Below are 19,397 nucleotides of genomic sequence, written 5' to 3'. Positions count from 1 at the left end.
CCGCGCTTGACGGCAGTGATCCGCGTTGATACAAAAGCGCGGATGCTCGGGATGTCACCGGTGTCCGGATGCCCGCCGAGCGCGCCGTCCCGCCGGGTCGGTGACCGGAAGGAGACGCCGTCGATGGCGGACACCTTGCCCGCGTCCGCCCACCGGATCTGGGACATGGCCCCGGCGGCACGCTGGGAGGACGCGTTCCTCTCCGGCAACGGCGAGTGCGGGATCATGGTCTCCGGCGCCCCGCACGCCGAGCGGATCGTGTTCAACCATCACCGCTTCGTGCTGCCCAACGGCACCCGCCACACCCGGCCGCCGCAGCTCGCCGACCGGCTGCCCGAGGTGCGGGACCTCGTCCTCGCCGGCCGGCGCGCGGAGGCTGCGGCGGTGCTCGCCGACGGGCGGGAGCTGCGCTGGACCCAGCCGTTCCATCCGGGGTACGCCATGACCATCGACGCGACCGCGCAACCGTCCGACACGCCGGGGCCGGCGGACTACCGGCGCGGAACCGAGTTCACCACCGGGGAGGTCGTCGTCGAGTGGGACGGCGGGCGCCGCAGGGCGTTCGTCTCGCGGGCCGATGCGATCGCGGTTACCCACGTCGAGATGCCCGGGTGCGTCATCGGGCTCACCGGCGACCTGCCCGAGCGCCCGGACGACGTGCGCTACGAGACCGCCGCGTACCGCCGGGGCGAGCACGTCTTCCTCCGGATCCGCGGGCTCTACCCGCCCGACGGCGACGGCGCGTACGGGTTCGAGGGGTTGACCCTCGTCCGGGGCGACGCGCGGGTCGTGGGGGACCGGGTGGCGGTGCGCGGCCCGGCCCTCCTGACCACCGTGCTCGACCGCCGTGACGCGGCGCCCTGGCGTACGGCCGAGCTGGAGGAGGCCCTGGTGGCCCGCTCCGGGGCGGACTACACCGAGCTGCTGGCCCGGCACGTCGCGGTGCACGCGCCGATCTACCGGCGGGTGAGCCTGGACCTCGGGGTGTCGGCCGAGGAGCGGGAACTGCCGGTCGGTGAGCTGCTCGCCCGGCAGCGCGCCGACCGGGACCAGCTCCTGCCGGCGCTGCTGGAGCGGCTGTTCCACTCCGGCCGGTACCTGCTGATCAGCGCCAGTGGGGTGCTGCCGCCCCGGCTCACCGGCCTGTGGCTGGGCGCGTGGGGCGCGGCGTGGGCGGGAGACTTCACCACCGACGCCAACCTCAACCTGCAACTGGCCGGGGCCAACATCGGCGCGCTGCCCGAGGTGACGGCGGCCCACGCCGCGCTGGTCCGGGGCCAGGTCGACGACTGGCGGCGCAACGCGGCGGCGATCTACGGCGTCCGGGGGCTGCTGGCGCCGGGCCGCACCGACGGCGAGCACGGCAACCTGTTCCACTTCCGGGCCGACTGGCCGTGGGCGGCCTGGCTCGCCGGGGCGGACTGGCTGCTGCACCCCCTGTGGGAACACCACCGGGTGACCGGGGAGCCGCTGGGCGAGCTGGCTGGCTGGCTGGAGGAGGCGGCCGTCTTCTTCGAGGACTTCCTCACCGTCACCGACTCCTCCGGCGCGGTGGTCGTCGTGCCGTCGTTCTCGCCCGAGACCGGCCCGCCCGACGCCGACGGCCGGCCGGTGTACCTGGCGGTCAACGCCACGATGGACATCGCCGCCGCCCGGCACGCCCTGGCCACCGCCGCCGAGGCGACGGGCGTGGACCGGTGGGCCGGGTTGCGTGGGCGGCTGCCCGCGTACCAGGTCGACGAGCGCGGGGCGCTGGCCGAGTGGGCCTGGCCCGGCCAGCGGGGCGACGAGGACCACCGGCACGTCAGCCATCTCTACCCGGTGTGGCCCCTGGACGAGATCAACCCCGACGACACCCCCGAGCTGGCCGTCGCCGCGCACCGCGCGCTGGTGCTGCGCGGCGACGAGAACCTCTCCGCCCACGGCAGTCTGCACCGGGCGCTGGTCGCGGCCCGGCTGCGGGACCCCGCGCTGGTCGCCGGAAACCTGCTCAAGATCATCGGCAGGGACATGTTCTTCCGCTCGCTGATGAGCGCGCACAATCCGGATCTGGAGATCTACAACGCCGACGCGGCGCACACCCTGCCCGCCGTGCTCGTCGAGGCGCTGGTGCACTCCCGGCCCGGCGTGCTGTGGCTGCTGCCCGCCGCGCCGGCCGCCCTGGCCCGGGGCGCCGTCCGGGGTGTCGCCTGCCGGGGCGGGGTGACCGTCGAGGAGCTGACCTGGACCCCCGACGGCCTGCGGGCGCGGCTCGTCGCGGCGGCCGGGCAACGGCTGACCGTACGCAGCCCGCACGGCGACGTGGTCCTCGACCTGGCCGCCGCGGTGGCGGTCGACCTGGCCCTGCCCTGAGCGCATCCGCGATGGCGCGCACCGGCCCGTCTCCCGCGCCGGCTGCGGAAGCGTGGCTTCGAGGGAGCGGGGTGGCGGGCGAGCAAGAATAGATGTACGTCTAATTTCTTGGTAGGGTGTCCGCTCATCCGAGACCCCGTGGGAGGACACATGCGCCCGTCGTCACCGCGCCTGGCCACTTCGCTGGCCGCCGGAGTCCTGCTGGCCCCGCTGGCCGGCGTCGCCGCATCGGCAGCCCCGGTGGTGCCCCGGCACGCCGTCGTCGTCTGCCAGACCGCGAGCTTCTACGACAACTACGACTCGGCCGGCGGTCCGTCCGGGCTCAAGCGCACCCTGACGTACGGCAACAAGATCGGGCACACGCCGGGCGCCCACCCGGTCTACAACGGCTGGGCCGCCGCCTTCGACTTCGGCCCCAACGACTGGGGATACCTGCGGATCGAGTGCGTCGGGGGGTACGACTCGTGGTGAGCGTCGGACCGCGGCACCGGATCGCGGTGCTGGTGGCGGCCGTGACGGCCGTGACGGTCGCCGTGCCGGCCCCGGCCCGGGCCGCGAACGGCACCATCGGGGAACGCGAGACCGTGTGCGCCGGTGACCTGTTCGTGCGCACCCAGCCGAACGGGGCGTGGATGGGCACCCTCTACCAGGGCCAGACGTTCCTGGTGGAGGGCTCGCGCAGCGGCGGCTACGTCTACGGATTCGCCTACGGGCACCTCAACCGGCGCGGCTGGGTCCAGGACGGCTGGTTCTGCTGAGCCGCCCGTCGCCCGGGTACCGCGTGTCGTCGGCGACCGTCGTGACCGATACCCCTTAAGGGCGCTGCCGTGTGTCGGCTGCGTGAGTCAGTCGTGGACGTTGTCTTCGAGCAGAGTCTTGAAATCCGGAGCGAGCTGCACGACCTTGTTGCCGTTGTCGTGGTCGACGAGGCGGACCGCTCCGTTGGACGCGATCCAGATGGGGTTCCCTGACCCGTCGTCGGCGATCACGACACCGTCGATGAGGGCTCCATAAGCGTCACGCGCCCAGGCCGTCAACTCGATGCAGCTTTCCCGTCCGAGGGTCGAGGCGTTGTCCCATGCGTGGACCGATACGCCCACGAAACAGCCGCCCCAGCGGCCCACGAACTCCTCATAGCCCTCGTCCGGCACGAGATCCAAGGCTTCCAGCCGGCCGCGAAGCTCTGCAGCGGGAATAGGGCGCCCGGGACCGTAGCGATCGACCGCGCGTTCGATGCACGCGACAAGCCCGGGACCTAAAGCCATGGAAATGATCCTACGTGCCCGTCACATGTGGCCTAAACCACGAGACCAGGTGCCGTCACAGCAGTCGATCCTGACACCTCAGGCGAGGACAAGTTCCGGTGTGATTCAGGCCCGGTCGTGTACGGGCGAGGGAATCTTGGTGGAGCGGTAGGAGTCGCCGCTCCGGGTGGGGCGCCAGAGGCGCCAGTGTTTCGCGGACAGCCGGAACGGGAGATGGCCTTGTAGATGACGAGCACCGGGGGACAGCCGTTGGTCGGCGGGCAGGTTGAGCCACAGGGAGAGCGAGGACGCTGCGGTGCCGAGGGTCGCGCGTATGCCTGAGTCGCCCAGAAGCCGGCCGTACCCGTCCACGGCGAAGCGACCGAAGGCGTCAGGGGTGATGTCGGGGTACGGGGTGCGGGCGTCCGGGTCGATGAGGCGCACGGGCGTGCTGTAGGTCAGCGCGGCCAGGGAACGTCCGTGGGCCGTGACCGCGTCGGGGCCGACGGCGATGAGCGCATCGAGTGCGTGGTCCCCGGATTCGGGTGGAACGTTCCATTCCGTGTGGGTTCGCGCACGATAGCGGGGTCCGCCGAAGTGCTCGGTGGCGAGCGCTACCAGCTGCTCGGTCGACGCCGGCGGTCCGCCCGCAGCGACCTCGAACGCCCACGATGCTGACGACACCGGCTCGGCGCAGGCATTGACGAAGCTCTGCAGGCGCTGGAATGCCTCGGCAGGATGCTTGGCGCGAAGCGAGTGCGCACCGCCCACGGACCCGGGCAGTCCGTCGTAGGTCACCACCTGCGGGAACGTGATGCCCGGTGTCCGCGCCATACGCCCATCCTAGATCTCCGTTGTCGCGCGCCCCCCGTGGCCGGACCGGGTGGCGTCGCCGCCGCGCTGTCAAACTGATGTCGTGGACGGGTCGCCGTCCCGCTCCGATGACGCAGACGACTCAGCTCCACAGGCGGCGGGTAGGCAGGGGCTGCCGCCCCGGGACTACGGCCCGCCCGTGGAGCAACCCTGCTCTCCTCGGTGGTCGGTCGGCCCGGCGGCCGGCGGGCGGTGACCACCGCCCGCCGGCCGCACCTCACCAGGACGCCGGTGGCGGCGGCGGTACGACCGGCGGGCGGTCGTCGCAGGTGATGGTGTTCGGCAGCTGCCACGGGGCGAGCCAGCCGCCGTCGTTGCCGCCGAGGTCGGTGAGGGCGAACTCGGAGCCGGCCGGGGTGAAGTGGAACGACCCGCAGTTGTTCACCCCGACCGCGCCGACGTTGCGGGCGTCCACGTTGCGGAACGAGGCGGAGCCGGCCGAGCGGGCGCTGACCACCGACGTGCCCGTCCCGTCGACCCGGATGTCGCGGAACTGGACGTTCCTGATCGAGTAGAGGTCCTTCACCGGCCAGTCGCTGACCAGCATGACGGCGTTGTACGTGCTGTCGAGGTAGTGGTCGCCGACCACCTCGACGGTCGCGTCGATGTCCCGGTCGAGGGCGTAGAACCAGATGGCCCCGAGCCCGATCTTCCAGTTCAGCTCGTACGTGCCGGCGCGGGCGGTGGTGTTGCCGGTGATCAGCAGCCGCCCGGTGAACGCCTCCGCGCCGAAACGGGATCCGACCTGGATCGCGCTGCCCTCCCGCACCGGGTCGGCGACCAGGTTGTTCGACACGGTGTTGTCGGTGCCGCCGTACAGGGCGATGCCGTTGGCGAGCACCGGCGACTGCACGGTGTTGTGGTCGAACCTGTTGCGGGCGTTGCCGACCTTCTCCGACCACATCGCGAGCCCGTCGTCGCCGGAGTTGCGGACGAAGGTGTGGGCGACCAGCGAGTCGGTGACGCCGGTGTGGAAGTTCAGCCCGTCGGCGATCTGGTCGACGATGACCGTGTTCGTGACCCGCACACCGCTCATCGGCCCGTCGAACCAGACGCCCACCTTCGTGTGCCGCAGGTGCAGCCCGTCGATGGTGGAGTCGCTCATCGCGCCGCCGATCGCGTTGACCTGGTCGGTGTCGATCCGCTCGCGGACGTCGCCCTCGACGGCGAAACCGGAGAGGTGCACGTTGCGGCTGCCGCCGTCGGCGGAGTCACGGCCGTAGAAGCCGACGCCGGTGTGCACCGAGCCGTCCGGGGCGGGCGTCGGCAGCGCGACCTCCCGTCCCTTGATGATCGTGTACCAGCTGCCGGCGCCCTCGATCGTCACGTCGTCGACGATGATGTGCCGGTTCACCTGGTAGGTGCCCGGCGGCAGGTAGACCGGCAGGTCCGCCCGCCGGGCGAAGGCGATGGCCCGGTCCAGGGCGGCGGCCGAGTCGCGCCGGCCGGTCGGGTCGGCGCCGAAGGCCAGCACGTTCGCGGCGGCGAGCCGGACCCGCGGCGGGCCGACCAGCTCGGAGTCGAGCAGGTCGATCACGGTCCACGCGGCGTCGCTGCCGGCGGGGACGGTGAGCCGGATCCGGTCGCCCGCCCGGTAGGTGCGGCCGAGCAGCAGGCGCTGCTCGTCGTAGAAGTGGCTGGGGCGGAACGGGGTGGGGATGCTCGGGTACGGGGTGGTGGCCGACGGCACGCACCCGCACTCGGTGATCCACCAGTCCGGGTGCAGCAGCCCGGCGGCCGGGTCGTTGGAGAACGGGTACTGGTTGTAGAGCCACGCGTACTGCGAGGTGAGGGTCATCGTCCGGACCCGCCGCTGGTTGACCGCCACGTCCAGCGGCGCGGTGATGCCGCCGCCGCCCGGCGCGTCCGGGATGCTGTAGCGCACGGTGATCGCGTTGGCCGCGTTCGGGAGGGTGAACTCGACGTACCGGCCGGGGGTCAGCCGGACCGCCCGGCGGCCGGAGGCCTCCGCCGGCAGGGTGTAGGCGGTGCGGTCGGGGCCGATGACCTCGCCGTCCGTGGCGGCGTTCTCCGCCTCCTGCTCGACGAATCCGACGTCGGCCCCGCGCCCGGAGACCAGCCCCGGGTCGAGCCCGGCCCGGGTCACCACGGGCCCGCCGGCGGTGGCCGGGCCGGCGGTGGCCGGGCCGGCGGTGGCCGGGCCGGCGGTGGCCGGGCCGGGTGCCCCGGCCAGGAGGCCGAGGGCGGTCGCGAGCGCGACGGCGGAGGCGAGGACCGCCGGGGGACGGCGTCGAGGCGGTCGGCGCGGCGACCACCGCGACGCCGGGATGATGCTCCGGGACATGGGTGACTCTTCTCCGTGGGGGGTGGTGGGAGCCGGCGCGCGGCGGCCGGTGGTGTGCTGCGTCGGGCGCGGGGGACGCCGCGCCGCCGCTAGCCGGCGTACACCTCCAGCTGGGACAGCTGAGCCGCCGGCCAGCCGGTGTTGCCGGTGAAGCGGATCCGCACGTGCCGGGCCGGCGTGGCCGGCACGGTGAGCGTCACCTGGTTGCCGGTGGCCGGGTCGAAGACCCGCCCGGCCGACGCGACGAGGGTCGTCCACCTGGCGCCGTCCGGGCTCGCCTCGACCGACAGCGTCTGGGTACGCCGCTGCCAGACGGCGGCGGGCGGAAGCCGCAGTACGATCCGGGCCACCTGGTGGGCCGCGCCGAGGTCGACCTGCCACCACTGGGGGAAGACGCCGTTGGTGGACTCCCAGTAGCTGCCCCGGTCGGCATCGACGGCGTTGCCGGCGACGAAGCCGCCGTTCTGGCTGCTCGCCGACGTCGGCCGGCCGGCGGCGAGGTCACCGCCGGGCGGGGGTCCACCGCCGAGCACGGGTGGCGTCGGCCGTACGGCGGTGAGGGCGAGCTGGCCCTTGAACATCCGTCCGCCGTCGGCGGTGAGCCGCAGGTAGTAGTCGGCGGAGCAGGCGGTGCCGTCCTCGTCCAACGCGCGGATGCCCGCCCCCGCCGGGGTGGTGGCCTGCGTCTCGCTGGTCTTGGCGATCTGGTTGCCCTCGTTGAACTCGTCGAACATGGACACGTAGAGGCCCTGGGCGCCGAGCCGGGTCAGGTTGTAGAAGTGCCGCCAGTAGAAGTCGCCGTGGCGGCGGTGCCCGGACGACAGGTCGCCCGGGAGCACGCAGGGCTGGTAGTCGATGCCGTGCGCGGCGCAGTCGGCCTGGTCGGGGACGTTGACGTTGGTGTGGAACCAGTCGAGCCCGTCCAGGGTGCCGGTGCGGCCGACCATCCACGGCGAGATCATGTGGAACGCGTGGTAGACCTCGGAGAAGCCCGGCCGGGAGTCGTTGATGCCCTGCCGCCAGTAGGTCGGCACGCCGCCGATGACGTAGCAGCCCTGGGCCCTGAACCAGTTGACGACGTCGAGGCAGGGGGCGGGCGCGAAGGGGCGGCCGTCGTCGTTGAAGCCGAAGCCCCAGATGCAGACCACGGGCCGGCCGTTCTGCCGGGCGTACGCCGGGGAGGCGGTGTGCGCGGACATCCGGTTGGTCCAGTCTTCCTTGATCTGGGTCTGCATCGACGTCCAGCCGGTGACGTCGTACATGATGTAGAACTTGCGGCCGAAGCGCTCGGCCGCGCCGCGGACCTTGACCGTCATGGCGTCGCGCGTGGGCCCCTCGTCGCCGACCGGGTTGAACCGTTGCAGTGCGGCGGTGTCGCAGCCGTACTCCTGCATCCAGCGGAAGTGGGTGTCGACCGTCTGCTGGTCGTAGGAGGAGAAGAGCTGCGCCGGCTGGCCGTTGCCCAGGGCCGGGTACGCGGTGGAGTAGCCGCGGGCGTATTCCCGCATGTCCGGCCAGGAGACGATGGTGGTGTTGGCCGGGGCGGGCGGCTGGAACCGGTCGCGGCTCCAGTGCCACCAGCCGCCGATCGGCGCCCCGTCGCCGGGGCAGCTGAACCAGCCCTGGTAGCCGACCGAGATCTTGCCGACGACGTCGCCGGGCGGGCTGGCCGCGAAAGCCGCGCCGCGAAGGGTTGACACCAGGTCGGTCGGGGAGACGGCGGCGAGGGCGGAACCCGCTGCGAGGGATCCGATCAGCCTCCGACGGGACACCACCATGACCCTGCTCCTTCCGCTTGTCCCAAAGATGCATCGACGGCCATCGTGTCAGTAGTGGACTACCGCATGCAAGAGTCGGACGCGTTGAAGAAATGTTTCGACCGATGGATGAAAGATGTTGTCGGGAGTGGACTTGCGATGGCGGGCCGCCCGCTGTCGCCGGCGAGGCGTACGGCGCGGCGGCGAGTCGGCCGGGACTGCGCGCGGCCCCGGCCGACAATGCGGTGGTGACGACATGGCACGCGGAGCTGAGCCGGCCCGGTGGCGCGCCGCCGGATCTCACGGCGGCGCACCGGCCCGGGCCGGCCGCCCGGGTACGGCAGCCGGCGCTCGACTACTACCTCGTCCACCCGGACGGCCCGGGCGGCAGCGCCGCCGCACCGGAAGGGCTCGTCGTCGAGGAGTTCGTGCTCGGCGAGGACTGCGCGGCGGTGCGCCTCGACGCCGCCGCGTGGACGCCGGCGGACGGCCACTGGTGGGACTGCGCGGCCTTCAGCCGGAGCATCCGGGTGGACGCCGAACTGCGCCGCCGGGTGGTCGGGGTGCCGCGACACGAGGCGGCGACCGCCTACCGTCGGCTCGGCGGCGGCGAGCTGCCCGGCGAGGAGGTGCTGCGCGGCCACTTCCACGACGGGCAGCCGCTGTCCACGGCGGCCCCGCTGCGGCTCGACCCCCGCCCGGCCGGGACCGGGCCGCGCGACAGCCGCGTCTACCGGGTCCTGTTCGCCGCCGACCTGCGCCCGGACGGGCTGGCGAACCTGGGCGGCGTCTGGCGGATGGCGAGCACGGGTGACCCGGCCGACCCGCAGGCGCGGATCATCGGGGTTGCCGCCCGCCGGGTCGGGGCCGACTCCTTCACCTGGCACCTGCGCCGGATCGGCGGCGGCGGTCCCTGGTGCCTCGACCTGACCGCCGACCTCGCCGCCGGCGGCGGCGGCGCGCTCGGGCCGCTGCTGCGGGAGCTGACCACGACGCTGCGGATGCAGGGGCTCATCCCGGTCACGATCGAACGCTTCTCCTGACCGCCCGGACCGGGGCGCGGCGGCCGGACCGGGGCGCGGCGGCCGGACCGGGCGGCCGGAGCGCCGGGGCGGTGCCCGGTCGGGTGCCGACAGCGCGGCCCGGTCGTCCCCACGTGGTGTCGAGGAACGACCGGGCCGCGAGGGCTCGGCCGGATCAGCCGACGGTGCCGGTGACCGCGCTGCCGGACCTGATGACCTTGTACGTCACCTTCTCGCCGCTCCAGAAGTGGAAGGTGAGGGTCACCGGGGCGTTGTCGTTCACCTCGGCGAAGAAGTCGGAGGTCAGGGTGATCACGTTGGTGCCGTAGTTCGGCGCGAACGTCCGGTCGAACTCCTTGAACGATGTCCAGTTCTGCGGGCCGGCGTTGCTCCCGTCGGCGTACTTCGCCTCCATCGTGGCGAGTTGGTCGCCCCGGAACTGGGTGGGGACGGCGAAGGAGGCGGTCGTCCCGGTGGCGTTGCCCAGGATCGGCCGGTCGTAGGTGAGCACGTTGATCCGCCACGGGACGCCCTGCGAGAACCGGGCGGACAGCACCGCGTTGACCCCGTACGCCCGGTTGCCGCTCAGCCGGGTCAGCGCGGACGCGGTGAGCGTGAGCTGGTTACCGCTGACGGTGTAGTCGGTGCCCTGGACGAGGTCGGTGCTGCCCTGACGCAGCCCCAGGAACGAGGTGCCGTTGAGGTTCAGGGTGATCGCCTTGGCGGTGATCGGGCTGGCCTTGGCGGTGAACATCAGGTCCGTCGAGGCGGTGCCCGAGCGGGTGGTCCAGCTCGATTTGATCTGCGCGATCAGCTCCGGGTCGCTCCACTGGAACGTGGTCCGGCCGAGGTGCTGGCCGTTGTCCCACAGCATGGTGGTGATCTTCTTGGTGCGCGCGTAGTGGCCCAGATACTCGAAGAACTTGAGCTTCTCGCCCTGCTCGATGGTGCCGGTGTTGCGGTCGAAGCCGAGCAGGCCGTACTCGCCGAGGATCACCGGGATGCCCTTGGCCACGAAGGCGTTGTACACCCGGTCGAATGAGTCGGTGAGGTCCTTCTGCGCGGTCGCGTCGAAGTGGGTGCCGCCCGCGATGTTCACGCTGAACGGCCAGTAGCCGTAGTAGTGCACGGTGGCGATGAGGTTCGGGTCGTGCAGGGCGTTGAAGGTGGTCAGCAGCTCGTCGACGCGCGGCTGGTCGGAGGACGTGTGCAGGGTCGGCAGGACCAGCAGTCGCGTGGCGTTGTTGCCGCCGGACTGCCGCACGATGGTGTGGAACGAGGTGTTGAGCTCGCCCAGCAGCGTCGCGTTCTGGGCGTCGCCGGAGCCGCCGGTGAACTGCGGCTCGTTGACGCTCTCGAACACCAGCTTCGGCGACGAACTGCGGAAGGAGCTGGCCAGCTGGGTCCAGATCGCGTTGTACCGGGCCAGCACCCCGGTGCGGTCGGTCGGCATGTTGGCGATCCACTGCCACGAGTCGTGGTGGATGTTGACCATCACGTAGAACCCGTCGGCGAGCGCCCAGCCGACGACCTCCTTGACCCGGTTCAGGTAGGCGGCCTCGATGGTGTAGCCCGGCGCGCCGCCCAGGTGCGCGCTCCAGGTGACCGGGATGCGGATGCTCTTGAAGCCCTGCGCCTTCACGTTGTCCAGCAGCGCCTCGGTGATCCGCGGGTTGCCCCAGGAGGTCTCGTCGGCGCCGGTGGCGTCGAGGGAGTTGCCCAGGTTCCAGCCGGGCTGCATGGCGGCCACGGCTGCCATCGCGTCACCGGCCGGCGGGGGCGTGGTGGGCGGGGGCGTGCTGGTCGGCGGCGCGGTGGTGGGGCCGGTGCCGCCGGTGCAGGCGACGCCGTTGAGCGCGAACGACGTGGGGCTCGTGTTCGCGCCGGACCACGATCCGTTGAAGCCGAACGACACCGTCGCGTTCGTGGCGATGGCGGCGTTGTAGCCGACGTCCGCGGCGGTCACGTCGTTGCCGGCGGAGGTGACCGTGGCGTTCCAGGCCTGGGTGACCCGCTGGCCGGAGGGGAAGGTCCAGGTCAGGCGCCAGCCGTTGAGCGGGTCGCCGAGGTTGGTGACGCCCACGTTGGCGCCGAACCCGCCCTGCCACTGGCTGCTGACCTGGTACGCCACCCGGCAGCCGGACGCCGCCTGCGCGCTGCCCGCCGTCGTCATCCCGAGGCCGGCCACCAGGAGCGCGACGGCGCCGGTGACCACGCCGATCCGCCATCGTGTTCGTCGTACGGTGCCTCGCATACCGGTCATGACACTCCTCGCCGGGGACAGTTGCTGCCGCTTCGATCGACCACGCCGGGGCGCCGTCGCGGGCGTGGGACGACGCCCGATTTGCACCGCAGATTAAGTTGCCAATCTAAACTTTGTCAATCGCTGCCTACCTATGTCGTGTTGCCCGCGAGGAGGCCGACGTCGCCCACCACCCCCCGCCGCCTCGTCCCGGTGTCGCCCTGGCCCGGCGGCGCCGGTCGCGCCAATAGGGCGGTTCCAGCCTCTGGCGTCCGGCCGCCGTAGAACCATGGTGGGGCGGGTGCCCCGGGACCTCTCGACCCGGCGGCCGCACGCCGACGGTGAGGGGCGACGAGGGGACGACGTGGAAGGGCTCGTGCTGATCGTGGTGCTGGCGGCCACCGTGCTGGTCGGCACCACCCTCGGCGGGCGCTACCGCGTCGCGCCGCCCGTCCTGCTCATCGGCATGGGCGTGCTGCTGGCGCTCGCCCCGCCGCTGTCCGACGTGGTGCTCGAACCGGACGTGGTGCTGCTGCTGTTCCTGCCGGCGATCCTCTACCGGGAGAGCCTCACCGTCAGCCTGCGGGAGTTCCGCGCCAACCTGGTGGTCATCGTCCTGCTCGCCGTGGCGCTGGTGGCTGTCACCATGGTCGCGGTGGCGGTGGTCGCCCAGGCGGTCGGGGTGGCCGGCCCGGCGGCCTGGGTGCTCGGCGCGGTGCTCGCCCCGACCGACGCCGCCGCCGTCGCCGGCCTGGCCAAGCGGCTGCCCCGCCGGTTCCTCGGCATCCTGCGCGCGGAGAGCCTGATCAACGACGGCACCGCGCTGGTCCTCTTCGCCGTCGCGGTCGGCCTGATCACCGGCGGCGCCCCGCCGGGACCGCTCCCGCTCCTGGGGCGGATCGCCGGATCGTTCCTCGGCGGCGTCGCGGCCGGGCTGGTGGTCGGCGGCCTGGTCGTCCTGGTACGCCGCCGCCTCGACGATCCGCTCCGGGAGGGCACGCTCAGCGTGCTCACCCCGTTCGTCGCGTTCCTGATCGCCGAGGAGCTGCACTCCAGTGGCGTGCTCGCCGTGGTGGTCGCGGGTCTGGTGCTCGCCTACGCCGCGCCCCGGGTGATCCGTGCGCCCTCCCGGGTGACGGCCTTCGCCTTCTGGGACCTCAGCACCTTCCTGATCAACGGTGGCCTGTTCGTGCTGCTCGGGATGCAGATCCCCCGCGCGCTGCGCGGGGTGACCAGCACGTCCCTGGCGCGGGCGCTGGTCATCGCGGTGCTGGTCGCCGTCACGGTGCTGGCGACCCGGATGGCCTGGCTGCACCTGTCGGCGTACCTGCTGGAGCTGATCGACCGCCGTAGGTCGCAGCGGGCCCTGCGGGTCAACTGGCGGATCCGCACGGCCGCCGGCTGGGCCGGCTTCCGGGGCGCGGTGTCCCTGGCCGCGGCGCTCGCGGTGCCGCTGTCCACCCCGGCCGGGCATCCGGCCCACGAGCGTGACCTGATCATCTTCTGCACTGCGGTGGTGATCGTGCTGATCATGCTGGTCCAGGGCACCACCCTCCCGCTCGTGGTCCGGTGGGCGGGCCTCGTCGGGGACCAGCAGCGGGTCGACGAGGCGCGTCGGGCCCGGGTGCGGGCCGCCGAGGTCGGGCTGGCGGCGCTTCCGGAGGTGGCGGGCGGGCTGGGCGCGGCGCCGGAGGCCGTCGACCGGGTGCGCGTCGAATACCAGGCCCACCTCGACGACATGCGGGCCGCCGACGTGGGGGAGGAGTCCGAGCGGGCCCGCGACCTCGAGCGCCGGCTGCGGCTGGCGGTCCTGGAACGCAAGCGCCGCGAGATCACCCGGCTGCGCGACGCGAACGAGATCGACGACACGGTGCTGCGGGAACTCCAGGCCGCGCTCGACATCGAGGAGATCCGACTGCTGGGCCCGGCCGCCCCCGAGTGACGAGCGACCCGCCCCTCCGCGGACCCGCACCGACGGCCGCCCACCAAGGTGGCGGTGCCGGCCGCCCTCACACCGTCGCGCTGCCACCACCATCGGTGGACGCGACGCGCAGCGGCTGCGGGACGGCCCACCACTGCTCGGGTCGGTCGACGACGACGGCGGTTGTCGGACCCTCGCACACCCGGGCGAGGCGCAGCAGGAACGCGGCGATCCCCGCGGCACCCTGCATCCAGGCCGTCCCCGGCGCAAGCAGGGGTGGGTCCCGCCGGTGCTCCACGAACCGCCACCGGGCGCCGGCGTCGTCGCGGACCGCCCGCTCGACCAGCGCGTCGCCCATGGTCCGGGCGGACCGCAGCAGCCGTTCCGCCCCGGCCCGATCGGGGCAGCCCTGGGCGGCGTCGAGCAGCATGTCGCCGACCCCCGCGGTGCCGCAGCAGCGGCCGTCGTTGTCCCAGAAGCCCGGGCGCAGCCGGTGCGGCAGCCCCGCGGCGAGCACCGAACGCAGGCAGCGTTCCCGCAGCTCACCGACCGCGAACCCGGCGACCTGTTCCACTCCGGCGAAGGCCAGCGCGGCGAACAGGTACGACGTCCCCGTCGGCCCGTGGCACCAGCCGTACGTCACCGGCTCCACCTCCCGCCGCGATGCGGGGATCGTGTGTGGCACGACGAAACCGTCGTCGTCCAGGCAGCCGACGGCCAGCAGGTGCCGGGCGCCCGCGCGGGCGGCGTCGAGGAAGTCGTCCCGGCCCAGCGTGTGCCCGGCGACGGCCAGCGCCGTGGCCACCCCCGCCGTGCCGTGCGAGTAGTTCGGCGTGCTCGACGGGTGCCCCGGCCGCAGGCGCCAGTCCAGCCCGGCGGCGGTCGGCTCGGCCGCCCGCAGCAGCGCCTCCCCGCCGGTCGACATGATCGCGGCGGCGTCGTCGCCACCCGCCCAGGCGGCGACCAGCACCACACCGGCCGTACCCATGATCAGGTCGGTGAGTGGCCCCCGGTGGTCCGGCCCGAGGTCCAGGGTGGTGTCCCACCCCGCCGGGGTGCGCAGCTCGGCGAGCCGGCGCAGCGCGATCCCCTCCCGTCCGGGGGCGAGCAGTCGCAGCGCGACCACGTCGCCGGCCAGCCCGTCGCTCAGGGACGGCTCGGCGCGCACCGCCGCCCCGGCCGACAGCCGGTTCACGATTCCCGCCGCGAGGGACCGCTCGGCGTCCGTCAGCGCCCGGTGTCGCTCGACCTCGGCCAGGACCGGGGCCAGCCCGGCGATACCGGCGTACAGCGAGTCGCGGTCCCCGGCCGGGCCACCCGGTGGCCCGTCGTCGGCGACCGACTCCGGCAGCCACGGACCGTCGTCCTCGCGGACCTGGCCGAGCACCCACGCCCACCCCGCCTCACCCAGTTCGCGGTACCCGCCTGCGTCCGTCATCCGGCCACCGTACCGGCGGGCGCGACACGTCCACGGCGGTGGCCGGTGCTCACCCTGACCTCCGCCGACAGACCGCGCCGCCGCCCGCCGACCACGTGGCGCTGCGGCTGGTCACCTGCGGCGGCCCCTGAGGGCGGGATCAGGACCGCCGCCGCTCCAACCGGCGCAACGCCGCCTGCTGGGCCGCCTCCAGGGGGCCCCGCCCGAACCTGGCTGTCCACCAGCGCGCCACCAGGACCAGCGTGCCGCTGACCCCCGCCCAGAGAGCCAGCACCCACCAGGGCTCGGCCCCCGGCCAGGCCGAGGCCAGCCCCAACCCCCAGCCGTAGCAGAGCACGACGCAGAGCACGTTCTGCAGGACATAGGACGACAGCGCGGTACGACCCACCGCGGTCAGCCCGGCCGTCACCGGGCCCGAGCGGCTCCGGCACTCCAGCAGCACCCCGACCAGGCCGAGGTAGCCCAGCGCCAGCAGCGGCGCGCAGACGTACCGGTCGATCAGGAACAGCTCCGGCCCGGCCAGCGTGGTCGCGGCGTTCAGCGGGAGCCCGACACCCAGCCCGAGGCGGAGCAACCGCCGGCGCAGCGTCCGGCCCCGGTCGTCGGCGTCGAACGCGCCGGCCCGGAACAGGCGCACCCCGAGCAGGAAGAGGAAGACCAGCAGCGCGAAGCTGAGGATCGGCTCGGCGCGCAGCGGCAGCCAGTTGACCAGCCGGAAGTCGACCTGCGCGAGGTAGCTGCCCTCGGTGAACAGCCGTGCGGGCGCGGCTTCCTCGGGTGCGGAACCGGGCTCGCCGGTGGGCGGGGCGAGCGCCAGGGCGAGGGTGAGCAGCGCCATGAGGGCCACGTGCAGCGCGCCCGCCACGTACATCGCCACCCGCTGCGCCCGCTCGGAGCGGGCCAGCAGCCACGCCACCAGCAGCGCCGTCACGGCGTACCCCATCAGCACGTCGAAGGCGAAGACCAGGACGAAGTGCAGCGTGCCCTCGACGAACAGCAGCAGCGCCCGCCAGCCATAGCGGCCCGGCCACGCCCGGCCGCCGGCCAGCGCCGAGCGGTGCTGGATCGCGAGGCCGGCCCCGAACAGGACGGTGAGCAGCGCGAGGAACTTGCCGTTGGCGAGGAACCGGAACACGGCCTCGACGACGACGGCGACCGGTCCGCCGGACAGGTCGGCGGTGGCCGACACCGCGGCGGCGTCGGCCAGGAACCGGGCCTCAGAACCCGGGGCGGCGAAGATCCAGACATTGGTGGCCAGTGTCCCCAGGATCGCCACCCCCCGCAGGACATCGAGCAGGGCGATCCGGGGCGTGGCGGTCGGAGCGGGAGTGGCGGTGGCGGCTGCGGTCATGTGGTCCCCTGGTGCGGCGCGACTGACCCTGTCACGGTGTCAGCCGGAACGCCGCCGATCGTCATGCCGGCCGGTGAGATCGGGATGCTGCTTTCGACGGACGAGGATCCACCGGGTGATGCCCGTCACGGCTGACGCACCACACACCCCGCCAGGAGCAGGGGGCAGGCCCGTCCCACCCTCACCCCCCGGCTCGTGAAAGGGTCCGACGGGTGAACACCGCCCCGAGGATCGCCGACGACGCGTGGCGCCGCCCCGGCCCCACCCCCGAACAGCAACGACACGACCTGTACATCGGGCTGGCCGTCGCGGTCGTCGCGCTGTTCAACCTCACCCTGACCAGCAGCGCGGGCGTGTTCATGTTCGGCGACCCGCCGTCGTGGCCCGAGCGGCTCCTCTGGTCGGTCGCGGTCACCCTCCCCCTGGCCTGGCGACGTCGGCGGCCCGAGGCGGTCGCCGTGGTCGTCGCGGTCGCGTTCATCGCCGGCCAGGTCCGCTCCGCCCCCGAGGCGCAGCTCTCCTCCGGCGCCCTGTTCGCCGCGATCTACACCCTCGGGGCGTGGGGACCCGACCGACGCCGTTCGCGCGCTATCCGGATCGCCGTCATCGCCGCCATGTTCGCCTGGATCGCCCTGGCGTACGCGATCGGCTTCTCCGACCTGCCGCCCGGCGCGTTCGCCGACGCCGCAGGCCCGGTGCCACCCGTGCTCGCCGCCATCGTCAACGGCGTGCTGCTCAACGTTCTCATCTTCGGCTTCGCGTACTTCTTCGGCGAGACCGCGTGGACCGCCGCCCGCCGCGAACACCAGCTCGCGGCCCAGGCCGAGCAGCTGCGCCGCTCCCGGGCCGAGGCCCACGAACGCGCCATCCTCACCGAGCGGGTCCGCATCGCCCGCGAGCTGCACGACTCCGTGGCACACCACGTCTCCGTCATGGGCGTGCAGGCCGCCGCGGCGCGGCGCGTCCTGGACCGCGACCCCGCCAAGGCCCGCACCGCCCTGGGCGCGATCGAGCAGAGCGCCCGCAGCGCCGTCGACGAGCTGCGCCGGATGCTCGGCCTGCTGCGCCAACCCGGCGGCGCGGAACCGGACGAACGGCCCGCGACGACCGGCGTCGACCGGATCCCCGAGCTGCTGGACAGCGCCCGCGCCGCCGGCCTGCGCACCCACGTCGGCGTCTACGGCGACCCCGTCCCGCTGCCCGGCCCTGTCTCGCACACCGCGTACCGGGTCGTGCAGGAGGCTGTCACCAACACCGTCAAGCACGCCGGGGCGAGCATGATCGACGTACGTGTCCGCTATCTCGCCAGCCAACTGGAGGTCGACGTCAGCGACGACGGCCGGGCCGCAGCCCCACCCAACCCCGCCGGAATGGGACTGATCGGCATGCGCGAACGGGTCGCCGCCCACGACGGTGAGCTGGAGACCGGCCCCCGCACCGGCGACGGCTTCCGCGTCCGGGCGCGCCTGCCGCTGACCAGGCCGGCCGTGGGCAGGGCGGCGTGAGCGCCATCCGGGTCCTGCTCGCCGACGACCAGCGTCTCGTCCGCACCGGCTTCCGGGTCATCCTCGAGGTGGAGGACGACATCAGGGTGGTCGGCGAGGCCGCCGACGGCGCGCGGGCCGCCGAACTGGCCGCCACGCTGCGCCCCGACGTCGTGCTGATGGACGTGGAGATGCCGGGCGTGGACGGCCTGGAGGGCACCCGCCGGATCACCGCCGTCCCCGGGGCGCCGGCCGTGCTCATCCTCACCACCTTCGACCGGGATGACTACCTCTTCGCAGCCCTCCAGGCCGGGGCCAGCGGGTTCCTGCTCAAGAACGGCACCCCCGAGGATCTCGTCGACGCCGTGCGCATCCTGCACCGGGGCGACGCCCTGCTCGCCCCGGAGATCACCCGACGGGTCATCGCCACCTTCGCCGCCCCGGCCGGCCGCGCCCCCCGGACCGACCCGACCCTGCTCGACGGGCTGACCCCGCGCGAGCGCGAGGTGCTGGAGTTGCTGGGCCGTGGCGTCACCAACGCCGAGATCGCCGCCGCGCTGTACCTCGGCGAGGCCACGGTGAAGACCCACGTCAGCCGGGTGCTGGCCAAGCTCGGGCTGCGCGACCGCACGCAGGCGGTGGTCTTCGCGTACGAGCACGGGGTGGTACGCCCCGGCGGGTGAGCCGGTCCACCCCGTGGCGGACGCCGGGGTCCGCCTCCGGCCGGACGGCAGGAGACCCCGGCGGCGGCTAGCGTCCAATGCATGATCAACCTGCTCCGCGTCGAGGGGGTCAGCCGCAGCTTCGGCGACCGGCGGGTCCTCACCGACGTCTCCTTCGATGTCCCGGCCGGCCGGATGACCGGCTTCGTCGGCGCCAACGGCGCCGGCAAGACCACCACCATGCGGATCATCCTCGGCGTGCTCGCGCCCGACTCCGGCACCGTCACCTGGCGCGGCGCCCCGCTGACCCCGCAGTCCCGCCGCCGCTTCGGCTACCTGCCCGAGGAGCGCGGCCTGTACCCGAAGATGAGCGTCCGCGACCAACTCGTCTACCTCGGCCGCCTGCACGGCCTGACCGCCGACCAGGCCCGCGCCAACACCACGGATCTGATCGACCGGGTTGGGCTCGGCGAGCGGGCCGGTGACCTGGTGGAGACGCTGTCGCTAGGCAACCAGCAGCGCGCCCAGATCGCCGCCGCCCTGGTCCACGACCCCGACGTGCTGGTGCTCGACGAGCCGTTCTCCGGGCTCGACCCGGCGGCCGTCGACACCCTCGTGACCGTGCTGCGCGAGCGGGCCGCCGCAGGCGTGCCGGTGCTGTTCTCCAGTCACCAGCTCGACGTGGTGGAGCGCCTCTGCGACGACCTGGTGGTCATCGCCGGCGGCGCCGTCCGCGCCGCCGGTCC

15 protein-coding genes (1 of these 15 cut by a window edge) are annotated in these 19,397 nt (G+C 73.4%); 8 read left to right on the top strand and 7 right to left on the bottom strand.

Annotation, left to right across the window (positions count from 1 at the left end):
- Positions 1 to 123 precede the first annotated feature (123 nt).
- The 3 genes from OG559_RS28425 (at position 124) to OG559_RS28415 (ending at position 3,110) form a co-directional block, all read left to right on the top strand.
- Positions 124 to 2,352: a glycosyl hydrolase family 95 catalytic domain-containing protein gene (locus OG559_RS28425; RefSeq protein WP_405109343.1), complete on the top strand. Its 2,229-nt coding sequence runs from the start codon at positions 124 to 126 to the stop codon at positions 2,350 to 2,352.
- A 150-nt stretch (positions 2,353 to 2,502) separates the two neighbouring features.
- Entirely contained in the window at positions 2,503 to 2,823 is a 321-nt protein-coding gene (locus OG559_RS28420) for a hypothetical protein (protein ID WP_350889368.1), read from the top strand.
- Positions 2,820 to 3,110, top strand: a complete 291-nt coding sequence (locus OG559_RS28415) for a hypothetical protein (protein WP_405109340.1) — start codon at positions 2,820 to 2,822, stop codon at positions 3,108 to 3,110. Before OG559_RS28420 ends, OG559_RS28415 begins: the two co-directional genes overlap by 4 nt.
- Positions 3,111 to 3,197: 87 nt before the next feature.
- Here the strand turns inward: OG559_RS28415 and OG559_RS28410 are convergent, their stop codons facing one another.
- The 4 genes from OG559_RS28410 to OG559_RS28395 all read right to left on the bottom strand — a co-directional run bounded on the left by OG559_RS28410 (position 3,198) and on the right by OG559_RS28395 (position 8,552).
- A complete protein-coding gene (locus OG559_RS28410) occupies positions 3,198 to 3,617 on the bottom strand; it encodes a hypothetical protein (RefSeq protein WP_405109337.1) in 420 nt (139 codons plus the stop codon).
- 105 nt (positions 3,618 to 3,722) lie between these two features.
- Positions 3,723 to 4,430: a hypothetical protein gene (locus OG559_RS28405; protein ID WP_405109334.1), complete on the bottom strand. Its 708-nt coding sequence runs from the start codon at positions 4,428 to 4,430 to the stop codon at positions 3,723 to 3,725.
- A 256-nt stretch (positions 4,431 to 4,686) separates the two neighbouring features.
- A complete protein-coding gene (locus tag OG559_RS28400) occupies positions 4,687 to 6,774 on the bottom strand; it encodes a glycosyl hydrolase family 28-related protein (RefSeq protein ID WP_405109331.1) in 2,088 nt (695 codons plus the stop codon).
- 89 nt (positions 6,775 to 6,863) lie between these two features.
- On the bottom strand, positions 6,864 to 8,552 hold the full coding sequence (locus OG559_RS28395; protein ID WP_405109328.1) for a discoidin domain-containing protein: 1,689 nt from the start codon (positions 8,550 to 8,552) through the stop codon (positions 6,864 to 6,866).
- Positions 8,553 to 8,779: 227 nt separating this feature from the next.
- On the opposite strand from OG559_RS28395, the gene OG559_RS28390 reads away from it, so the two are divergent.
- Positions 8,780 to 9,574: a hypothetical protein gene (locus OG559_RS28390; protein ID WP_405109325.1), complete on the top strand. Its 795-nt coding sequence runs from the start codon at positions 8,780 to 8,782 to the stop codon at positions 9,572 to 9,574.
- A 154-nt stretch (positions 9,575 to 9,728) separates the two neighbouring features.
- Here the strand turns inward: OG559_RS28390 and OG559_RS28385 are convergent, their stop codons facing one another.
- Positions 9,729 to 11,816 (bottom strand): cellulase family glycosylhydrolase, encoded by a 2,088-nt coding sequence (locus OG559_RS28385; RefSeq protein WP_405109322.1) that lies wholly within the window; start codon positions 11,814 to 11,816, stop codon positions 9,729 to 9,731.
- Positions 11,817 to 12,096: 280 nt separating this feature from the next.
- Here OG559_RS28385 and OG559_RS28380 point away from each other — a divergent pair, with 280 nt between their 5' ends.
- Positions 12,097 to 13,737: a Na+/H+ antiporter gene (locus OG559_RS28380; RefSeq protein WP_405109320.1), complete on the top strand. Its 1,641-nt coding sequence runs from the start codon at positions 12,097 to 12,099 to the stop codon at positions 13,735 to 13,737.
- 67 nt (positions 13,738 to 13,804) lie between these two features.
- On the opposite strand, the gene OG559_RS28375 is transcribed toward OG559_RS28380, so the two are convergent.
- The gene (locus OG559_RS28375; protein WP_405109317.1) at positions 13,805 to 15,154 is read right to left on the bottom strand and encodes a lanthionine synthetase LanC family protein; all 1,350 of its coding nucleotides are present in this window, start codon (positions 15,152 to 15,154) and stop codon (positions 13,805 to 13,807) included.
- Positions 15,155 to 15,293: 139 nt separating this feature from the next.
- Complete coding sequence (locus tag OG559_RS28370) at positions 15,294 to 16,505, bottom strand: DUF418 domain-containing protein (protein WP_405109314.1); 1,212 nt, start codon at positions 16,503 to 16,505, stop codon at positions 15,294 to 15,296.
- A 212-nt stretch (positions 16,506 to 16,717) separates the two neighbouring features.
- Here OG559_RS28370 and OG559_RS28365 point away from each other — a divergent pair, with 212 nt between their 5' ends.
- The 3 genes from OG559_RS28365 to OG559_RS28355 all read left to right on the top strand — a co-directional run.
- Positions 16,718 to 18,010 (top strand): sensor histidine kinase, encoded by a 1,293-nt coding sequence (locus OG559_RS28365; RefSeq protein WP_405109311.1) that lies wholly within the window; start codon positions 16,718 to 16,720, stop codon positions 18,008 to 18,010.
- Positions 18,007 to 18,672 (top strand): response regulator, encoded by a 666-nt coding sequence (locus OG559_RS28360; RefSeq protein WP_405109308.1) that lies wholly within the window; start codon positions 18,007 to 18,009, stop codon positions 18,670 to 18,672. Before OG559_RS28365 ends, OG559_RS28360 begins: the two co-directional genes overlap by 4 nt.
- An 81-nt stretch (positions 18,673 to 18,753) precedes the next feature.
- Positions 18,754 to 19,397: the 5' portion of an ABC transporter ATP-binding protein gene (locus OG559_RS28355; protein ID WP_405109305.1), read on the top strand. The gene runs 250 nt beyond the window's last position; only the first 644 of its 894 coding nucleotides appear in the window; its start codon is at positions 18,754 to 18,756; the stop codon falls past the right edge of the window.

The organism is Micromonospora sp. NBC_01405, assembly GCF_045040155.1.
Classification (GTDB): domain Bacteria; phylum Actinomycetota; class Actinomycetes; order Mycobacteriales; family Micromonosporaceae; genus Micromonospora.
Note: the sequence above shows the minus strand (reverse complement) of the source record. Positions and strands in the feature narration are given on the sequence as shown.